Consider the following 17,132-nt stretch of genomic DNA (forward strand, 5'->3'; position numbering starts at 1 on the left):
AACGCAGCATCCTAGGCTCCCGACCATGACCGTACCGAGTCGCGAACCCGCACCCGATGTCCTGGCCGCCATCGGCCAGACACCGCTGATCCGCCTGCGCCGGGCCTCCGAGGCGACCGGCTGCGACATCTACGGCAAGGCCGAGTTCCTCAATCCCGGCCTGTCGGTGAAGGACCGCGCGGCGCTCTCCATCGTGCGGGACGCGGAGGCGAAGGGCCTGATCCGGCCGGGCGGCACCATCGTGGAGGGTACCGCCGGCAATACCGGCATCGGCCTCGCCCTGGTGGCTTCCGTGCGCGGCTATCGGACCCTGATCGTCATCCCGGTCACGCAGTCCGAGGAGAAGAAGCAGACCCTGCGGCTCGCGGGTGCCCGGCTGGTGGAAGTCCCGGCCGTGCCCTTCGCCAATCCGAACAATTACGTCCACGTGGCCCGGAGGCTCGCCGAAAAGCTCGCCGCCACCGAGCCGGCGGGCGCCTTCTTCGCCGACCAGTTCGACAACGTCGCCAACCGGCAGGCCCATGTGGAGGGCACCGGCCCGGAAATCTGGGCGCAGACCGGCGGCCGGGTCGACGGCTTCGTCTGCGCGGCCGGGACCGGCGGCACGCTGGCCGGCACCGCGGAGGCTTTGCGCGCCCGCAACCCGCAGGTGCGGATCGCGCTGTCCGATCCGGAGGGTTCGGCCCTCTACGCGCATTACACGACCGGGACCCTGAAGGCCGAGGGCAGCTCGATCACCGAGGGGATCGGCCAGGGGCGCATCACCCGGAACCTCGAAGGCTTCACCCCCGATCACGCCTTCCGGATCCCGGACCGCGAAGCCCTCGACATCGTCTTCGGGCTGATGCGGGAGGAGGGGATGTCGCTGGGCGGCTCGTCGGGCATCAACGTCGCCGGGGCGATCCGGCTGGCCCGGGAACTCGGGCCCGGCCACACCATCGTGACGATCCTGTGCGACGGGGCGGCCCGTTACGCCTCGAAGCTGTTCAACCCGGCCTTCCTCACCGAGCGCAATCTGCCGGTACCGGGCTGGCTCGACGCCCCACAGGATCCCGTGCCGGACTGGCACGCCTGAGCCGGGGGACCGCATCCGGACTTTTCCGCATAAAAGCGTAGCTTGGCGTTGAACGGAACGGAATGTCGCAGCGTTTGAACGGTCACGCTCGCACCAGCGCGACCGTCCGGAGAACGCGACCGATGTCCCTCGTCACCATTCTGCTCATCATCCTGATCATCCTGGCCTTCGGCGGCGGCGGCTTCCTCGGCGGCGGTGCGTATCGCGGACCCGGCTTCGGCCTGGGCGGCATCCTCCTGATCGTGCTGATCGTCCTGCTGGCGACCGGGCGGCTGTAAGGCGGCCCTCTCCGCCTGGACGGACGCGCGCCGGCCTGCCGACGCTCCGTCCGCTCAGGCCATCGGGCGGGCGCAGGTCCGTCAGCCGGCACGGCGGCCGTCCCGGCAGCGCGCCGGCTAGCGGCAGGTGATCGCCACCACCGCCGGCGCGGCCGCGGCCGGTCCGCTCTCCGGCCGCGGTGCAGCCGCGGGAAGACCTTGCGCGGCCAGGAAGGCCGCCACCGCCCGCGCCGGCACCAGCGGCAGGCGCGCGGGCGGGACCACCCCGGCAACGCGGCGCGGGGCCGAGGGATAGCGGGCCACGAGGCCGACGAGCCTGCCCGCGCGGTCGAGCACCGGCGCGCCGCCGGAGCCGGGCTGGAGCGCCGCGATCACATCGTCCCCGCGCGCCTCGCCGGGAGCGGCCAGGATCCCATCGGGACTCGGCGCGAGGGCGATCAGGTTGTCCTCGCCGGCGACGGACTCGGTCCGGATTGCGGGCCGGAATGGGGCGGGGGCGCCTTGTACCTCGAGAAGCGCGAGGCCGGCCGGATCGGTGGCGAGCACACGCGCCGGCGCCGACCCGATCTGGGGCTGGGCGCACCCATCCAGCACGGCAGCGGCGGTCAGCACGCGTCCTGGCGCCACCACGAGGCCGGCGCCCGAAGCCGGAGCGGACGACAGGCTCGCCGGCCTCAGGGGCGCGGGGGCCTGCGGCTGGGGCACCGGATTGCCGGCGGCGCGGGTGGTCCCCGCTGGCGTCCCGGGGCTTGCCGGCATCTGCGCGGCCGGCGCTGCGGCGGGGTCCGGAAACGGCACGAAGGCATTCGCCACGGCGATGACGAGCCGGCCGACCTCCGGTGCGAGGGTGCGGTCATAGCCGAACAGGAAGCCGCGGACTCCCTCCGGACCGGACGCATAGCGGATATAGGACAATCCCGGCCCGGTCTCGGCGGTGACCACCACGGTGTCCGGCCGCCGCAGCTTGTAGGTCACCTTGCGGCCGGGGAGCGGCGCGGTGGCCTTCTCGAAGAGGGAATCCAGGGTCTCGGTCCCGGGCGGGAAGGTGCGGGATTCCAGGGTCACGCGCCCGTCCTGGCTCTGCCAGCGGGTTCCGGCGGGGAGGGCGGTGCGCTTCGCCAGCAGGCGCTCCGGCACCCCCAACAGGGCACCGCTCCCGGAATCGACCGCGACGCGGAAGCGCGCCGCGTTCCGCGCGGCGGCACCGGCGGCCAGCAGCGCGGACCGGCCGTGGGGATCGAGGGGATCGCCTCCCCCGGTCCGGGCGCCGTAGGCGTTGAGCGCCTCGAAGGTCCGGCGCCCGAAGGCTCCCGACACCACGGCGTTGAAGTCGCCGGTCCAGACCAGGGCGTCCTGGACCGCCTTGCGGTCGGCCTCCGGCAGGGCCTCGAAGGTCGCCTTCGTCGCCTCGAAGGCGGGATCGGCCGGAGCCCCGGCAACCGGCGCCGGCCTCGGCGCGGTGCGGGCCGGGACCGGCCGGTCCTGAGCCTGAACCGGCCCAAGGCCGAGGGCGATCAGGATCGCGAGCGGTGTCACGCGCCGGGAGCGGCCGCGCGAGGCGCCCGGGAGCCGACACCGCGACGCATCACCCGAATCCATCGCCGCCCCCCGACCCCCGTCGTCGCGATCCTGGCAGAGGCCGCAGCGGCAGGCCAGACCAATCCGTCTCCGGCCACCGTGCGTCCGGGGCGACGATGCGCTAAAGGGCAGATGTCCGGTCCTGGGCGGCGGCCGGATTCCCGGATCGGTCGTCCGGCCATGCGATGCCGTCACGGTTCGACGCGGAGCCCGGCATGAGCGACACGAACACCACCTTCAAGAAGGCGCCCAAGCGCAAGGCCGCCAAGGGCAAGAGCATCAGCGTCTCTCCGGAGATGCGGCAGGCCTATGCCGACCTGATCCAGGAGCGCGCGGAGAAACAGGAAGTCTATGGGCGCCACCTGCCGCAGGATGAGACGCGCCGCCGGTAGCCGGAGGCCGGCCCAGGAATGCGGCGTCGCCGCGATTCGTCCGGGCGGGCGATAGCGGGGCGTCCGGTTCAGACGCCGGATCCAGGCCGCACCGGCAGCCGCCGACCGACCCGGTAAGGCCGTCCATTCAGCGCTTGCGCACGAATTCGGTGCGCAGGACCAAGCCCTTGATGGTGTCGTGGCGGCAATCGATCTCGTGCGGATCGTCCGTGAGCCGGATCGACCGGATGACCGTGCCCTGCTTGAGGGTCTGGTTCGCGCCCTTGACCTTCAGATCCTTGATCAGCGTGACCGAATCGCCGTCGGCGAGGGCGTTGCCGGCCGCGTCGCGGACCGCCGCCTTCTCGGGGGGCGCGGCCGCGGACCCGGGCGGGAGCCATTCGCCCGTCGCCGCGTCGTAGACGTAGGCCTCGTCGTCGTTCACAGCCGTACCCCGGGTTCGGATCGGGGCCGGGTCCTGTCAGGATCTCGTGGGCCCGTCATCCGCGCGCGTCCCGGCACACCGAACCGGTCGCCGAATCGGCGCGGGACGCCGCGAGCTTAGCCGATCGGGCCGGCCCCGCGCGAGAGCGGCGGGCCGGCCCGACGGAGTGCCTTACCGCTTCAGCGGGCCGGCCTCGATCACGTCCTCGACCGTGCGCAAGCCGGCGCGCGGGGAGTTGACGAGGCAGGCCATGTTGCCCGGCGGGTGCTGGTTCTTCCACATCTTGGTGTGGGCCTGGGGGATCTTGTCCCAGGGGAAGACCTCGCTCATGCACGGGTCGATCCGCTGGTCGAGCACGAACTGGTTCGCCGCCGAAGCCTGCTTGAGGTGGGCGAAGTGCGAGCCCTGGATGCGCTTCTGCCGCATCCAGACGTAGCGGGCGTCGAAGGTGATGTTGAAGCCGGTCGTGCCGGCGCAGAACACCACCATGCCGCCGCGCTTCACCACCAGCGCCGAGACCGGGAAGGTCGCCTCGCCGGGATGCTCGAACACGATGTCGACATCCTGCTTGCCGGTGATGTCCCAGATCGCCTTGCCGAACTTCCGCGCCTCCTTGGTCCAGGCGTGGAACTCGGGGCTGTTCACCTTCGGCAGCTGCCCCCAGCAGTCGAAGTCCTTGCGGTTGATGACACCCTTGGCGCCGAGGCTCATCACGTAGTCGCGCTTCGACTCGTCCGAGATCACCGCGATGGCGTTGGCGCCCGACGCCGCGCAGAGCTGCACGCCGAACACGCCCAGGCCGCCCGAGGCGCCCCAGATCAGCACGTTCTGGCCCGGCCGGACCGTGTGCGGCGCATGGCCGAACAGCATGCGGTAGGCGGTGGCCAGCGTGAGCGTGTAGCAGGCCGCCTCCTCCCAGGTGAGGTGCTTCGGCCGGTGCATCAGCTGGCGCGACTGCACCCGGCAGAACTGCGCGAAGGAGCCGTCCCCGGTCTCGTAGCCCCAGATCCGCTGGGTCGGTGAGAACATCGGGTCGCCGCCGTTGCACTCCTCGTCGTCGCCGTCGTCCTGGTTGCAGTGGACGATGACCTCGTCGCCGACCTTCCAGCGCTTCACCTTGGCGCCGACCTTCCAGACGATGCCGGAGGCGTCCGAACCGGCGATGTGGTACTCGCCCTTGTGCACGTCGAAGGGCGAGATCGGCTCGCCGAGGCCGGCCCAGACGCCGTTGTAGTTCACGCCCGCGGCCATGACGTAGACCAGCACCTCGTCGTCGCCGATCTCCCAGACCGGCAGCACTTCGAGCTGGTGGGACTGTTCCGGCGGCCCGTGCCGCTCGCGCCGGATCGCCCAGGCATACATCTTGGCCGGCACATGACCCAGCGGCGGGATTTCACCCATCTCGTAGAGGTCCTTGACCTCCCCGCCCGTCGGACTGATCGCAGCGCTCGCCGCCATCTCGCTCTCCTCTCGTCCCGCGTGTTTCTCACGGCCGCGGTTCTCCATCGCGCTATAGCGGTGATGCCGGAGGCGTCCAAGTGGGCCGAAAGTCGAAACCCGATGGTTTCCGACACGAAAAAGGCGTCGGCACAGGGCGGGCAGCCACGTATTCAAAATCGGCTTTCCGGCAGACCAAGTATTATTCGCCCCTCGCCATGACGGCGCCGGTCCCGAGACCTTGCGCGGCGGCGCCACCGCGGGCCTGTGCTGCTCCCGGGCACCCCGCAAGCCTCGCCAGCTCTAAGTCATTGTTCTGACGCGTTCTCTCGCGCCAGACCAAAGGCCGCTCCTGCGAAGAACAGTTCAGGTAGACTTTATACCAGCAGCGACGATGCTGATCGGGATCGGCGCGGGATGCCCTCCGTGACCGGATGGGACCGGGCCCGGAGGGGAGATCCCGCGTCGCCGCCTTCAAATCCCGCTGTCCCGGCGGGCAAGTTTTTTCATGGGCCGCGGAGGCCCGCGGGGGGCGTCTTGCACTTCCGTCCCGGATGACGCGTGCCCAAGCCTTCGCTACGGTGTCCGCAAGGCCGCGCCCAGCGCGGATACAAAGATGACACGGAGGCGAGGAATGGGCGCGAGCGTCGCCGAGACCAAGAGCGACAAGTCGAGCCGCGACAAGCCCTGGATCATCCGCACCTATGCGGGGCACTCGACCGCGGCGGAGTCCAACAAGCTCTATCGGGGCAACCTCGCCAAGGGCCAGACCGGCCTGTCGGTGGCCTTCGACCTGCCGACCCAGACCGGCTACGACCCCGACCACGAACTCTCCCGCGGCGAGGTCGGCAAGGTCGGCGTCTCGATCGCGCATCTCGGCGACATGCGGACCCTGTTCCAGGACATCCCGCTCGCCCAGATGAACACCTCGATGACCATCAACGCCACGGCCCCGTGGCTGCTGGCGCTCTACCTCGCGGTGGCCGAGGAGCAGGGGGCGCCGCTCGCCGCCCTCCAGGGCACGACCCAGAACGACATCATCAAGGAATACCTGTCGCGCGGGACCTACGTGTTCCCGCCCGCACCGTCCCTCCGGCTCACCAAGGACGTGATCCTGTTCACGACCAAGAACGTGCCGAAGTGGAACCCGATGAACGTCTGCTCCTACCACCTGCAGGAGGCGGGGGCGACGCCGGTCCAGGAGCTGTCCTACGCGCTGGCCATCGCCATCGCGGTGCTCGACACCGTGCGGGACGATCCCGAATTCGACGCTGCGAGTTTCTCCGACGTCTTCGGACGGATCTCGTTCTTCGTGAATGCAGGGCTCCGGTTCGTCACCGAGATCTGCAAGATGCGGGCGTTCTCGGAACTCTGGGACGAGATCGCCCAGGAGCGCTACGGCATCGACGACCCGAAGAAGCGCATCTTCCGCTACGGCGTACAGGTGAACTCCCTCGGGCTCACCGAGCAGCAGCCGGAGAACAACGTCCACCGCATCCTCATCGAGATGCTGGCGGTGACGCTCTCCAAGCGCGCCCGCGCCCGCGCGGTGCAGCTGCCGGCCTGGAACGAGGCCCTCGGCCTGCCGCGCCCCTGGGACCAGCAATGGTCCATGCGGATGCAGCAGATCCTGGCCTTCGAGACCGACCTGCTGGAATACGACGACATCTTCGACGGCAGCCACGTGATCGAGGCCAAGGTCGAGGCGCTGAAGGCGCAGACCCGGGCCGAGCTGGAGCGGATCGGCGGCATCGGCGGCGCCGTCGCCGCGGTGGAAACCGGGGCGCTCAAGCGCGCGCTGGTCGAATCGAACGCCCGGCGGATCTCGGCCATCGAGGCCGGCGAGCAGATCGTGGTCGGCGTCAACAAGTGGCAGCAGGGCGAGCCCTCGCCGCTCACCGCCGGGGAGGGGGCGATCTTCTCCGTCTCCGAGACCGTGGAGATGGAGGCCCAGACCCGCATCCGCGAATGGCGCGGTCGCCGCGACGCGAACGCGGTCGGTCAGGCCCTCGACGCCCTGGAGCAGGCGGCGCGCTCCGGCGCCAACATCATGCCCCCCTCCATCGAGGCCGCGAAGGCCGGCGTGACCACCGGCGAATGGGGCGCGCGCCTGCGGGACGTCTTCGGCGAGTACCGGGCGCCCACCGGCGTCACCCTCGAGACGGTCTCCAGCGGCGCGGCCGAGGACGCCAAGCTCCTGATCGCCGATCTCGGCGAGCGCCTCGGCGAGACGCCCAAGCTCGTCGTCGGCAAGCCCGGCCTCGACGGGCACTCCAACGGCGCCGAGCAGATCGCGCTCCGCGCCCGGGATGTCGGCTTCGACGTCACCTATGACGGCATCCGCCAGACGCCGGCCGAGATCGTCGCGAAGGCCAAGGAGACCGGTGCCCACGTGGTCGGCCTGTCGATCCTGTCGGGCTCCCACGTGCCGCTGGTGCGGGAGGTCCGTGCCAAGATGCGCGAGGCAGGGCTCGACCACATCCCGGTGGTGGTCGGCGGCATCATCTCGCCCGAGGATGAGCTGGTTCTCAAGAACATGGGCGTCCGCGCCGTCTACACGCCCAAGGACTACGCCATCGACCAGATCATGGTCGGGCTCGCAAAGGTCGTGGAGAAGGGTCTGGAGCGCCGGGACGGCCCATCGGACCAGCCGCGCGCGGAGGCTCAAGTCTACTGAGACGCGGCGGCATTAAAGTTGAATCAATAGCTGCCATATCTCAAACAAGTTTAACCGTTTCCGCATCATGATGTCCTCGGTCCCCCTTTCGGGACCGAGGAAGAAGCGACATGCGCCCTGGCATCTCGATCGCGGCCAAGCTCGGATTCTGCCTCGCCGCACTGGCTGTCCTGATCGCCGCGACGAGCGGCCTCTCCCTGACGGAACTGCGCAGCGTCAACGCCACCGCGGCGGAACTCCGCGACGTGCGCGTGCCGGCGACCGACGCGCTCGGCCGGATCGGCGTCATCATCATGCGGCAGCGGGTCAACGGCGGGCGGTTGATCACCGCCGACACGCCGGAGTTGCGGACCGAGGTCGCGGCCACGATCGCCAAGCGCGACGGACAGCTCGCCGCTCAGTTCGCCCGCTACGAGGCGCAGCCGCTCACGCAGGCTGAGCGCGACGCCTACGCGGCCCTCCGGCGCCAGCTGGACGCCTACAGGGCGTTGCAGACGGAAGCCCTGGACAAGGCTGCCTCCGGCGACGTCGCCGGTGGCCAGCGGATCTACAACACCACGATGTCGACCGGCATCAATGGGGTTCTGGCCGAATGGGACCGGCTGGTCGACCTGAACGCCGCCGGCTCGCAGGCGAGCGGCGCGCGGATCGAGGCGACCTACGCGGCCGCCAACCGGAACATGCTGGTGCTCGCCGCGCTCGCGCTGTTCGTCGCGCTGGGCGCCATGGTGCTGGTGCTGCGCGGCGTCAGCCGGCCGCTGCGGGCGATCGCGGCGGCGACCCAGCGCCTCGCCGCGGGCGACGCGGAAGTGGGGATCCCGGGCCAGGGCCGGCGGGACGAGATCGGAGCCCTGGCCGGCTCCGTGCTGGTGTTCCGCGACAACCTCGTCCGCTCGCGCGCCCTGGAGGCGGAGACGGCGCTGGCCCGCGCGGATGCCGAGACGCAGCGCCGGACCGCGACCCGTGCCATGGCCGACGCCTTCGAGCAGGCGGTGGGCGGCATCGTCGGCGGCGTGTCGGCGGCGGCCACCGAGCTGGAGGCCACCGCCCGGTCGCTGACCGGTAGCGCGTCGGATGCCGCCGGGCAGTCCGGCACCGTCGCGGCCGCCGCCAGCGAGGCCGCCGCCAACGTCAACACCGTCGCGGCGGCCGCCGAGGAACTGGGCTCGTCCGTGCAGGAGATCGGCCGTCAGGTCAGCGGCTCGGCGGAACTGGCGCGGGTCGCCGTCGCGGAGTCGACCAGCACGGTGGCGCTGGTGCACGATCTCAGCGCGGCGGCCGCGAAGGTCGGCGACGTGGTGGCGCTGATCTCCGGGATCGCCGCCCAGACCAACCTTCTGGCGCTCAACGCCACGATCGAGGCCGCCCGGGCCGGCACCGCCGGACGCGGCTTCGCGGTGGTGGCGTCCGAGGTGAAGGCGCTCGCCGAACAGACCGCCCGGGCCACCGAGGAGATCACCGGCCAGATCGGGCGGATCCAGTCCTCCACCGGGCAGGCCGCGTCGGCGATCGACGGGATCGGCCAACGGATCCGCGAGATCGACGACGTGGCCTCGAGCATCGCGGCAGCCGTGGAGCAGCAGGGTGCGGCCACCCAGGAGATCGTCCGCAACGTCGCCGAGGCCGCGGTCGGCACCGGCGCGGTGACCGGGACGATCGCGAGCCTTGCCCACTCCGCCGAAGAGACCGGTGCGGCCGCCGCCCAAGTTCTCGGGGCCGCAAGCGAGATGTCGCGTCAGTCTGAGCATCTGGGGGCCGAGGTCGCGCGCTTCCTCGCCACGGTGCGGGCGGCCTAGGGCGCCCCCCTGACGGTCGGGCGGCAGATCGCGTAGGACGGCGCCATTGCCGTCCGAAATGCCGTCCGCGATGCCATCCGCCCTGCCCACGATCCTTCTGCTGGCGGTGCCCCTCGCCGCCGCCCTCTCGGCGGGCCTGATCCTGCGCCTGCGCCCGCTGCTGCAGCGCTACGCCCTGGCCCGGCCGAATGCCCGCTCGAGCCACACCGTGCCGACCCCGCAGGGGGGCGGGATCGCCGTGGTCACGGCGTTCGTCACGATCTCGGGCCTGCTGATCGCGGCGCCGGAGATCGGAGGTCGTCCGGACTGGATCTGGCTTTCCGGCTGCGCCCTTGCCCTGGCGCTCCTCGGTGCGGTGGACGACATTCGGCCGCTCCCGGCTGCGCTGCGGCTCGCCGTGCAGGCTCTGGTGGTCGGCCTGCTGGTCTGGCACGTGGACGGGCGCTTGCTGCCCGGTCTGCCGCTCTGGCTGGAGCGCGGCCTCGCGCTGCTGGCGGGCCTGTGGTTCGTCAACCTGACGAACTTCATGGACGGGCTCGACTGGATTACGGTGGCGGAGATCGTCCCGGTGGCGGGCGCGCTCCTGCTGTTCGGCCTCGCCGGGCGCCTGCCGCCGCTGCCGACGCTGGTTGCGGCGAGCCTCCTGGGGGCGGTGCTCGGCTTCGCGCCGTTCAACCGGCCGGTCGCAAAGCTCTTCCTCGGGGATGTCGGCTCGCTGCCGATCGGGCTCGTCACCGCCTGGCTGCTGTGCCAGCTGGCCCTGGCGGGCGGCCTCGCCGCGGCCCTGCTGCTGCCGCTCGTCTATCTCGCCGATGCCAGCCTGACCCTCAGCGCCCGGGCGGCGCGGGGCGAGCGGGTCTGGGAAGCCCATCGCGGTCACCATTACCAGCGGGCCACCGTCAACGGGCTCAGCATCCCCGGCGTGGTGGGCCGTGTGTTTGCGGCCAATCTCGCCCTGGCGGCGCTCGCCGCCGCGACCTTGCTTTGGCCGTCCTGGCCGGTCACGCTCGCCGCCCTGGCAGCCGGGCTCGCCCTGGTCGCCGCCCTGCTCCGCCGCTTCGCCCGCGCCCCGGCGCCGGCCCCAGCCGAAGGTGCCGCTCAGCCGTGACCGGACTCATCGCGCTCACCGGGGCGACCGGCTTCATCGGCCGCCATCTGCTCGCCGACCTCACCGCGCGCGGCTACCGGGTCCGCGTGCTGCTGCGCCGGCCGACGAGCGTGCCGGAGGGCGCCGCGAGCGCGGTGGTCGGCGACCTGACGCGCCCGATCAACATGGCGGCGGCCCTCAGCGGCGTCGACGCGGTGGTGCACTCGGCGGGCCTCGCCCACGCCAACCTCGGCCCGACGCCGTCGGGCGCCCCGGAGGACGATTACCGGACGCTCAACACCGAGGCGACGCGCAAGCTCGCGGAGGCGGCGGCGCGCGCGAAGGTGCGCCGCTTCGTGTTCCTGTCCTCGATCCGCGCCCAGGTCGGGGCGAGCGCACCGGGCGTGGTCGGGGAGGGCGATCCGCCCCGGCCCACCGACGCCTACGGCCGCTCCAAGCTGGAGGCCGAACGGGCGCTCGCCGAGACCGGGCTGGACTGGGTCGCCCTGCGCCCGGTCCTCGTCTACGGGGCGGGCGTGAAGGGCAACATGGCCGCCCTGCTGCGGCTGGCGCGCAGCCCCTATCCGCTGCCGCTGGGCGGCCTCGCGGCGCGGCGCTCGCTGATCTCCCTGGAGAGCCTGTCGGGCGCCGTGGACGCGGCGCTGGCGGCGCCCGGCCCGCTGAACCGCGCCCTCATCGCCGCCGACCCGGATCCGCTCAGCCTGCCCGAGATGATCGCGTCCCTCCGCCAGGGCCTCGGCCGCGGCCCGGGCCTCGTCCCGGTGCCGGCCGGGCTCATCAAGCTGGCCTGCCGGCTGACCGGCCGGGACGCGCAGTTCGCCCGCGTCGCCGAGGGGCTCGTCGCCCGCGCCGACGGCCTCGCGGCCCTCGGCTGGCGGCCGGCCGGGCCGACCCGTGACGGCCTCGCCCGGCTGGCCCGCGTCGGCGGCTGACGGCGGCTGACGGCGCGGGCCAAGCTCAGACGCCCGCGTAGATGTCGGTGATCGTGCCGAGCAGCGACAGGGCGTCCGCCTTCGAGCGCTGGAAGGCGTTGCGGCCCACGATCGAGCCGAAGCCGCCGCCCGCCTGGATGGCGCGGATCTCGTCGAGGAAGGGGGCCTCCTCGGTGTGGGCACCGCCGGAGAAGATCACGATCCGCCGGCCGTTGAAGGCGCATTGCACCACGTGGCGGACGCGCTCGGCCGCGGTGCCGATCGGGATGCCGGTGGCTTCGTAGACCTTCTTGGCCGCCGGTTGCTCGATATGGGCGGTGGGCAGCTTCACCTTGATGATGTGCGCGCCGAGCTGCGCGGCGATCTGCGCCGCGTAGCCGATGACGTCGATGGCGGTCTCGCCCGCCTTCGACAGGGCCGAGCCGCGGGCGTAGGACCAGATCACCACGGCGAGCCCGACGCTCTTGGCCTCTTCGGCGATCGCCCGAATCTGACCGTACATGGCGTTGCGGTGGGCAGAGCCCGGATAGATCGTGAAGCCGACGGCGCAGGCGCCGAGCCGCAGGGCGTCCGCCACCGAGCCGGTGATCGCCTGCTCGGGATCGTCCTCGTCGGCCAGGAGGTCGTGGTCGTTGAGCTTGAGGATCAAGGGGATGCGCCCGGCATAGTCCCGCGCCCCCGCCTCCAGGAAGCCGAGCGGCGCCGCGTAGGCGTTGCACCCCGCCGCCAGGGCCAACTCGAAATGGTACAGCGGGTCGTAGGCTGGCGGATTCGGGCCGAAGCTGCGGGCGGGGCCGTGCTCGAAACCCTGGTCCACCGGCAGGATCAGCATCTTGCCGGTGCCGCCGAGCTTTCCGTGCTCCAGCATCCGGGCGAGGTTGGCGAGCGTCCCGGGGCTGTCGGCCCCGTACCACGACAGGATCTCGGTGACGCGTGGGGATCGGTCCATCAGGCAGCCTCCTGGTCGGAGACCGTCGCGCCGCATGCCGTGCCATGCCATGCCGTGCGCGGACGGCCCGCCTTCGGAACGGGGCGGGCAAAACCGAGGTTCCCGCACGCGGCGCTTTCGGCTAACCGGATGGGGAGATGGGCGCCCGGAATCCGGTGGCTGAAAGCCCCGGGATCGGCCCAGAAATTCGCATCAGAGGTTCGCTCATGCGCAGGCTGATCCTGTTGCGGCACGCGAAGTCCGACCGTCCGCCGGGCGTGGCGGACCACGAGCGCCCGCTCAATGCCCGCGGCCGGCGAGCGGCCCCGGCGGTGGGCGCCCACCTCGCGCGGGAAGGCCTCTGCCCGGATCTCGCCCTGGTCTCGACCGCTGCACGGACGCGCGAGACCTGGGAGGCGATGGCGGCCACGCTCGGCAATCCCGAGACGCGCTGGCGGCCCGAGATCTACGAGGCGCCCGCGCAGCGGATCCTCGCGGTGATCCGGGAGGCGCCCGACACCGCCGGCACGGTGATCGTCGTCGGCCACAATCCGGGACTCGGCGACCTCGCGGCGGGGTTGGCGGGGGCGGGGCCGCGGGCGGCGCGGGACCGCCTCGCCCTGGAATTCCCGACCGCGGCCTACGCGGTGATCGATTTCGCGGGCGACCGCTGGGCCGAGGTCGCGCCGGGCCGGGGACGCCTGGAGCGGTTCGTGCGCCCGCGTGACATCGACCCGGATCTGGCCGGCTGACGCCTCAGGCGACCGGCACCGCGACGGCGTGCGCCTCGACCTCGGCGTGGCTCGGCAGGGGCGAGCCCGGCACGAAGGCCTCGAAGGCCGCCCAGAAATCCTGCCGGATCGCGTCCCGCTCGGTGAGGATCTCGTGCCGGGAATCCGGCAGGACCAGGATATGGCCGGCCTTCAGCCGGGCCGCGAAGCGCTCGGTGTCCGGCGTACCGCAAACCGAGTCGGCCCCCGCCGCGACGATCAGGGTCGGCAGCGTGATCCGCGGCGCCGCCCGCGGGTCGCGCAGGCGCGCCATCGCGCGGAACGCCTCGGCGAGCCACGCGATCGTCGGATCGCCGACCGCGCCGGCGCCGACCTCCCGGGCCGCCGCGGCATTGCGGGCGTAGCGGACCGGATCCCGCGACAGCCTGTTGCCGGCGAAGGGGTTGGTGGCGATCGAGACCGGCTTGCCGAGCGGGATGTACCGGCTCCCGAGGCCCAGACGGTGCAGGCCCTGCGACAGCAGCGCGGCGCCGGCCGGCCAGCGGATCATCCGGATCGACAGCATCGGGGCCACGGTCACCAGCCGCCGGAACGGCAGCCAGCCGTCCAGGGCGCCCAGGAGAGCGACGCATCCGCCCATGGAATGCGCGAGGCCGACATGGGGCTCGGGCATCAGGGGCACCAGGACGGTCTCGGCCACGGCCCGCAGGTCGAGGCGGTAATCGTCGAACCGGGCGACGTGGCCCTTGTGGGGATTGTCCACCCGCCGGTCCGATTCGCCCTGGCCGCGCCAGTCGAAGGCAACGACCGCGAAGCCCCGCGCCCGCAGCTCGTGGATCGTCTCGTAATACTTCTCGATGAACTCGGCCCGGCCCTGGAGCAGGCAGACCGTCCCCCGGCAGGTGCGCGCCGTCGTCTGCCAGTAGGCCGCCCGCAGGGTGCAATCGTCGCGCGTGCCGACCGCGATCAGCGTGCCGCCCGGCGGGACCGGATTGTCGGGCGTGTTGCGCAGGGTCAGGAGCGGCGGCTCGCGCCCGGTACCACCGTCGAAGCGTCTCACTGGCCTCACCTCAGCGCGTCCGTGCACCGCCCGCTGCACCCGCGGACCGTAGCGAAAAAATTGCGATTCCTGCCATCGCCCGGGGTCTTGAAGGGCGATTTTCCCCCTCCGATATCTCGTCTGTGCCGGCCGTCAGGCGGCACGAAAGACGGGTCCGGCCCATCGGGCGGACCGGAATTGCATGTTGCTCACACGAGGATATGTCATGCGTCAGTTCGATCTCGCTCCCCTGTACCGTTCCACCGTCGGCTTCGACCGCCTGTTCTCCGCCCTCGACCAGTTCGCGAGCGCCGAGGCGGCCCCGACCTATCCGCCCTATAACATCGAGCGGACCGGCGAGAACGCCTACCGCATCACCGTCGCGGTCGCCGGCTTCACCGAGTCCGACCTGTCGATCGAGGTGCGGGAGAACGCCCTCACGCTGAAGGGCGAGCGCAAGGCCGAGGGCAAGGCGGAGTTCCTGCACCAGGGCATCGCGGCCCGCGCCTTCGAGCGCCGGTTCCAGCTCGCCGACCACGTCCAGGTGACGGGTGCGGCGCTCGAGAACGGCCTCCTCCACATCGACCTCGTCCGCGAGGTTCCGGAGGCGAAGAAGCCCCGCCGCATCGAGATCGCCACGGCGTCGCGCCCGAGCGCCCCGGTGATCGAGGGCGATGTCCGCAAGGACGCGGTCCCGCAGGCCGCCTGATCCCGCGCCCGCGCGGAACCGTCAGGTTGATGGAGCGCCCCGGCCCCGGCCGGGGCGCTTGCTTGCATGGGCTGTCATAATGGCGTGTGCCCTTCGTGCTCTGTGTCGGATTCGACGGTGCACGGACGCGCACCCGGAGTGAACCCGACCATGGTCGCCAATCTCGCCCGCGGAGCCTACAGCGCGCTCGGAGCCGGCTGGCACAAGGGCGTGCAATGGGGGGTCGGCGCGCCGATCGCGAAGCTGCGCCGCCGCTCGATGCCGCTCCCGGGCGTCGAGGGGGCGAACGGAATCGCCGATCTCCTTTCGGCCGAGCGGGCGATCCGCCTGCCGGAGCCGTTCGAGGGGCGCAGCCTCGGCCGCATCGGCAGCCTGGAGGTGCGGCTGGCGACGCGAAAATCCGAGATCCGGCGGGCGCAGCGGCTGCGCTACAAGGTCTTCTACGAGGAGATGTCGGCGGTGCCCTCCGGGCTTGCCGCCCTGTCCCGGCGCGACGTCGACAGCTACGACGCGGTCTGCGATCACCTCCTCGTCCTCGACCATGCCGCCCCGAAGCGGAAGAAGCCCTTCGTCGAGCCGCGTCCGAAGGTCGTCGGCACCTACCGATTGCTGCGCGGCGCGGTGGCCGAGCGGCATACCGGCTTCTATTCCGAGAGCGAGTACGACCTCGCACCGCTGCTGGCCGCCCAGGGGCATCGGCGGCTCCTGGAACTCGGCCGTTCCTGCGTGCTCAAGCCGTACCGGAGCAAGCGCACTGTCGAGCTGCTCTGGCAGGGGATCTACGCCTACGTCCTGCACCACAAGATCGACGCGCTGATCGGCTGCGCCAGCCTGGAGGGCACCGATCCGGACCGGCTGGCCCTGCCGCTCGCCTTCCTGCACCACCATGCCCGCGCGCCGGAGGGCTGGCGGGCCCGGGCGCTGCCGAAGCGTGCCGTGGCGATGGACCGCATGCCGAAGGAGGCAGTGGACACAAAGGCCGCGCTTCACGCCCTGCCGCCGCTGATCAAGGGCTACTTGCGCCTCGGCGCGACCTTCGGCGACGGCGCGGTGATCGACCACCAGTTCGGCACGACGGACGTGTTCGTGACGCTGCCGGTGGAGGTGATCGGGGCGCGCTACCGGGGCCATTTCGCGCCGGCCGGGTGAGGGGCCGGCGCGGCCCGAGGCCGTCATCCAGCCATCCCTCCTCATCCTGAGGTGCGGGCGCGCAGCGGCCGCCTCGAAGGAGACGTCCAGCCAGCCGCGCGATCCCTGGAGCCCGCCTTCGGGCCCGCGTCGCGGTCACCTCAGGATGAGAGGACCTGTCGGGAGCAACGAACCCTTCGGCCCCGTCCCTACAGATCCCCCAGCGCCAGCTGACCCTGGTTGCGTGCCTTCGGCGGCGCGGCCTTACGCTCCTTGGCCCGTGCGGAGGCGGCGCGGGCAACGGGCGGCTTCTTGGGCTTCGGGTCGCCGCGCATCCGGGCGACCGCCTTGTCGCGGGCCACGGCCTCCGGGGCCGTGGGATCGTCGGTCAGCCACTTGCCGCGCTTGATCACCTCGTTCACGCGGCCCTGGTTGACCCCGACCTTGAAGGCGATCTCCTGCTGGGTCATGCCGGTCGTGGCGTGCAGGTCGAGGATCGCCCGGGCGAGCTCCGGGGTCATCTTCTGACCCGTCAGGCGCCGGGCGGGCTTCACCGTCCGGGTCGCGCGGTCGCGCTCGCGCAGGCGCTCCAGAAGCGCCAACGCCATGTTCATGCCGTGCTCGCGCAGGGCCTCTTCGAATTCCTTCAACGTCGCCATCGGCGCCAACCTCCGCCGGGCTCTCGGGCCGGTTACTCGCGGGGGAACGTGCCGGGAACGAAGCGGTTGCGCAAGCCGAGGGGCGAGGGGGGCCGCACCGTGTCGGTGGACGGCGGGTGTCATCCACCGGAAATGCGCGGCCCTGGCCTCCCCCGGCGGCTCGGCGCCAGGGGCCGGGGGTCGGGACGGCCGTCATTCCGCCGACGATGATCGCCCCGATCCGCAGGATCGCCTCCGGCGA

General features: G+C 71.8%; 16 protein-coding genes. 10 read left to right on the forward strand and 6 right to left on the reverse strand.

What is annotated here, in order from left to right:
• Positions 1-25 precede the first annotated feature (25 nt).
• Positions 26-1,075, forward strand: coding sequence for a cysteine synthase A (locus P9K36_RS06935; protein WP_278306734.1), 1,050 nt, complete (start codon positions 26-28; stop codon positions 1,073-1,075).
• A 122-nt stretch (positions 1,076-1,197) separates the two neighbouring features.
• The gene (locus P9K36_RS06940) at positions 1,198-1,353 is read left to right on the forward strand and encodes a DUF3309 domain-containing protein (protein WP_085987623.1); all 156 of its coding nucleotides are present in this window, start codon (positions 1,198-1,200) and stop codon (positions 1,351-1,353) included.
• A gap of 117 nt (positions 1,354-1,470) precedes the next feature.
• Here the strand turns inward: P9K36_RS06940 and P9K36_RS06945 are convergent, their stop codons facing one another.
• The gene (locus P9K36_RS06945) at positions 1,471-2,889 is read right to left on the reverse strand and encodes a serine protease (protein WP_278306735.1); all 1,419 of its coding nucleotides are present in this window, start codon (positions 2,887-2,889) and stop codon (positions 1,471-1,473) included.
• Positions 2,890-3,146: 257 nt separating this feature from the next.
• On the opposite strand from P9K36_RS06945, the gene P9K36_RS06950 reads away from it, so the two are divergent.
• Entirely contained in the window at positions 3,147-3,323 is a 177-nt protein-coding gene (locus P9K36_RS06950) for a hypothetical protein (protein ID WP_167380409.1), read from the forward strand.
• Between the two features lie 127 nt (positions 3,324-3,450).
• Here the strand turns inward: P9K36_RS06950 and P9K36_RS06955 are convergent, their stop codons facing one another.
• A complete protein-coding gene (locus tag P9K36_RS06955; protein WP_043347877.1) occupies positions 3,451-3,747 on the reverse strand; it encodes an alkylphosphonate utilization protein in 297 nt (98 codons plus the stop codon).
• A gap of 171 nt (positions 3,748-3,918) precedes the next feature.
• Positions 3,919-5,205 (reverse strand): crotonyl-CoA carboxylase/reductase, encoded by a 1,287-nt coding sequence (ccrA, locus tag P9K36_RS06960; RefSeq protein ID WP_043347875.1) that lies wholly within the window; start codon positions 5,203-5,205, stop codon positions 3,919-3,921.
• Positions 5,206-5,818: 613 nt separating this feature from the next.
• Here ccrA and P9K36_RS06965 point away from each other — a divergent pair.
• The 4 genes from P9K36_RS06965 to P9K36_RS06980 all read left to right on the forward strand — a co-directional run bounded on the left by P9K36_RS06965 (position 5,819) and on the right by P9K36_RS06980 (position 11,697).
• A complete protein-coding gene (locus P9K36_RS06965; RefSeq protein WP_043383488.1) occupies positions 5,819-7,861 on the forward strand; it encodes a protein meaA in 2,043 nt (680 codons plus the stop codon).
• Positions 7,862-7,971: 110 nt separating this feature from the next.
• Entirely contained in the window at positions 7,972-9,657 is a 1,686-nt protein-coding gene (locus P9K36_RS06970; RefSeq protein ID WP_278306736.1) for a methyl-accepting chemotaxis protein, read from the forward strand.
• 70 nt (positions 9,658-9,727) lie between these two features.
• Entirely contained in the window at positions 9,728-10,765 is a 1,038-nt protein-coding gene (locus P9K36_RS06975; RefSeq protein ID WP_278306737.1) for a glycosyl transferase, read from the forward strand.
• The gene (locus tag P9K36_RS06980; RefSeq protein ID WP_278306738.1) at positions 10,762-11,697 is read left to right on the forward strand and encodes an NAD-dependent epimerase/dehydratase family protein; all 936 of its coding nucleotides are present in this window, start codon (positions 10,762-10,764) and stop codon (positions 11,695-11,697) included. The genes P9K36_RS06975 and P9K36_RS06980 overlap by 4 nt, the downstream gene beginning before the upstream one ends.
• Positions 11,698-11,722: 25 nt before the next feature.
• Here P9K36_RS06980 and P9K36_RS06985 read toward each other — a convergent pair whose 3' ends face one another.
• Positions 11,723-12,646 carry a class I fructose-bisphosphate aldolase gene (locus P9K36_RS06985; protein WP_278306739.1) on the reverse strand — a complete coding sequence of 308 codons (924 nt, stop codon included), beginning with the start codon at positions 12,644-12,646 and terminating at the stop codon, positions 11,723-11,725.
• A gap of 206 nt (positions 12,647-12,852) precedes the next feature.
• Here P9K36_RS06985 and P9K36_RS06990 point away from each other — a divergent pair, with 206 nt between their 5' ends.
• Positions 12,853-13,377, forward strand: a complete 525-nt coding sequence (locus P9K36_RS06990; RefSeq protein WP_278306740.1) for a histidine phosphatase family protein — start codon at positions 12,853-12,855, stop codon at positions 13,375-13,377.
• Between the two features lie 4 nt (positions 13,378-13,381).
• On the opposite strand, the gene P9K36_RS06995 is transcribed toward P9K36_RS06990, so the two are convergent.
• Positions 13,382-14,416 (reverse strand): alpha/beta hydrolase, encoded by a 1,035-nt coding sequence (locus P9K36_RS06995; protein WP_278306741.1) that lies wholly within the window; start codon positions 14,414-14,416, stop codon positions 13,382-13,384.
• 205 nt (positions 14,417-14,621) lie between these two features.
• Here P9K36_RS06995 and P9K36_RS07000 point away from each other — a divergent pair, with 205 nt between their 5' ends.
• Both P9K36_RS07000 and P9K36_RS07005 read left to right on the forward strand, forming a co-directional pair.
• Positions 14,622-15,104, forward strand: a complete 483-nt coding sequence (locus P9K36_RS07000) for an Hsp20 family protein (protein WP_278306742.1) — start codon at positions 14,622-14,624, stop codon at positions 15,102-15,104.
• Between the two features lie 150 nt (positions 15,105-15,254).
• On the forward strand, positions 15,255-16,253 hold the full coding sequence (locus tag P9K36_RS07005; protein WP_043347850.1) for a GNAT family N-acyltransferase: 999 nt from the start codon (positions 15,255-15,257) through the stop codon (positions 16,251-16,253).
• Between the two features lie 188 nt (positions 16,254-16,441).
• Here P9K36_RS07005 and P9K36_RS07010 read toward each other — a convergent pair whose 3' ends face one another.
• Positions 16,442-16,891 (reverse strand): DNA-directed RNA polymerase sigma-70 factor, encoded by a 450-nt coding sequence (locus tag P9K36_RS07010; RefSeq protein ID WP_043347847.1) that lies wholly within the window; start codon positions 16,889-16,891, stop codon positions 16,442-16,444.
• Positions 16,892-17,132: the final 241 nt, after the last annotated feature.

Origin of the sequence: Methylobacterium sp. 391_Methyba4 (assembly GCF_029691625.1) — a bacterium.
In the GTDB taxonomy this organism is placed as follows: Bacteria; Pseudomonadota; Alphaproteobacteria; order Rhizobiales; family Beijerinckiaceae; genus Methylobacterium; species Methylobacterium fujisawaense.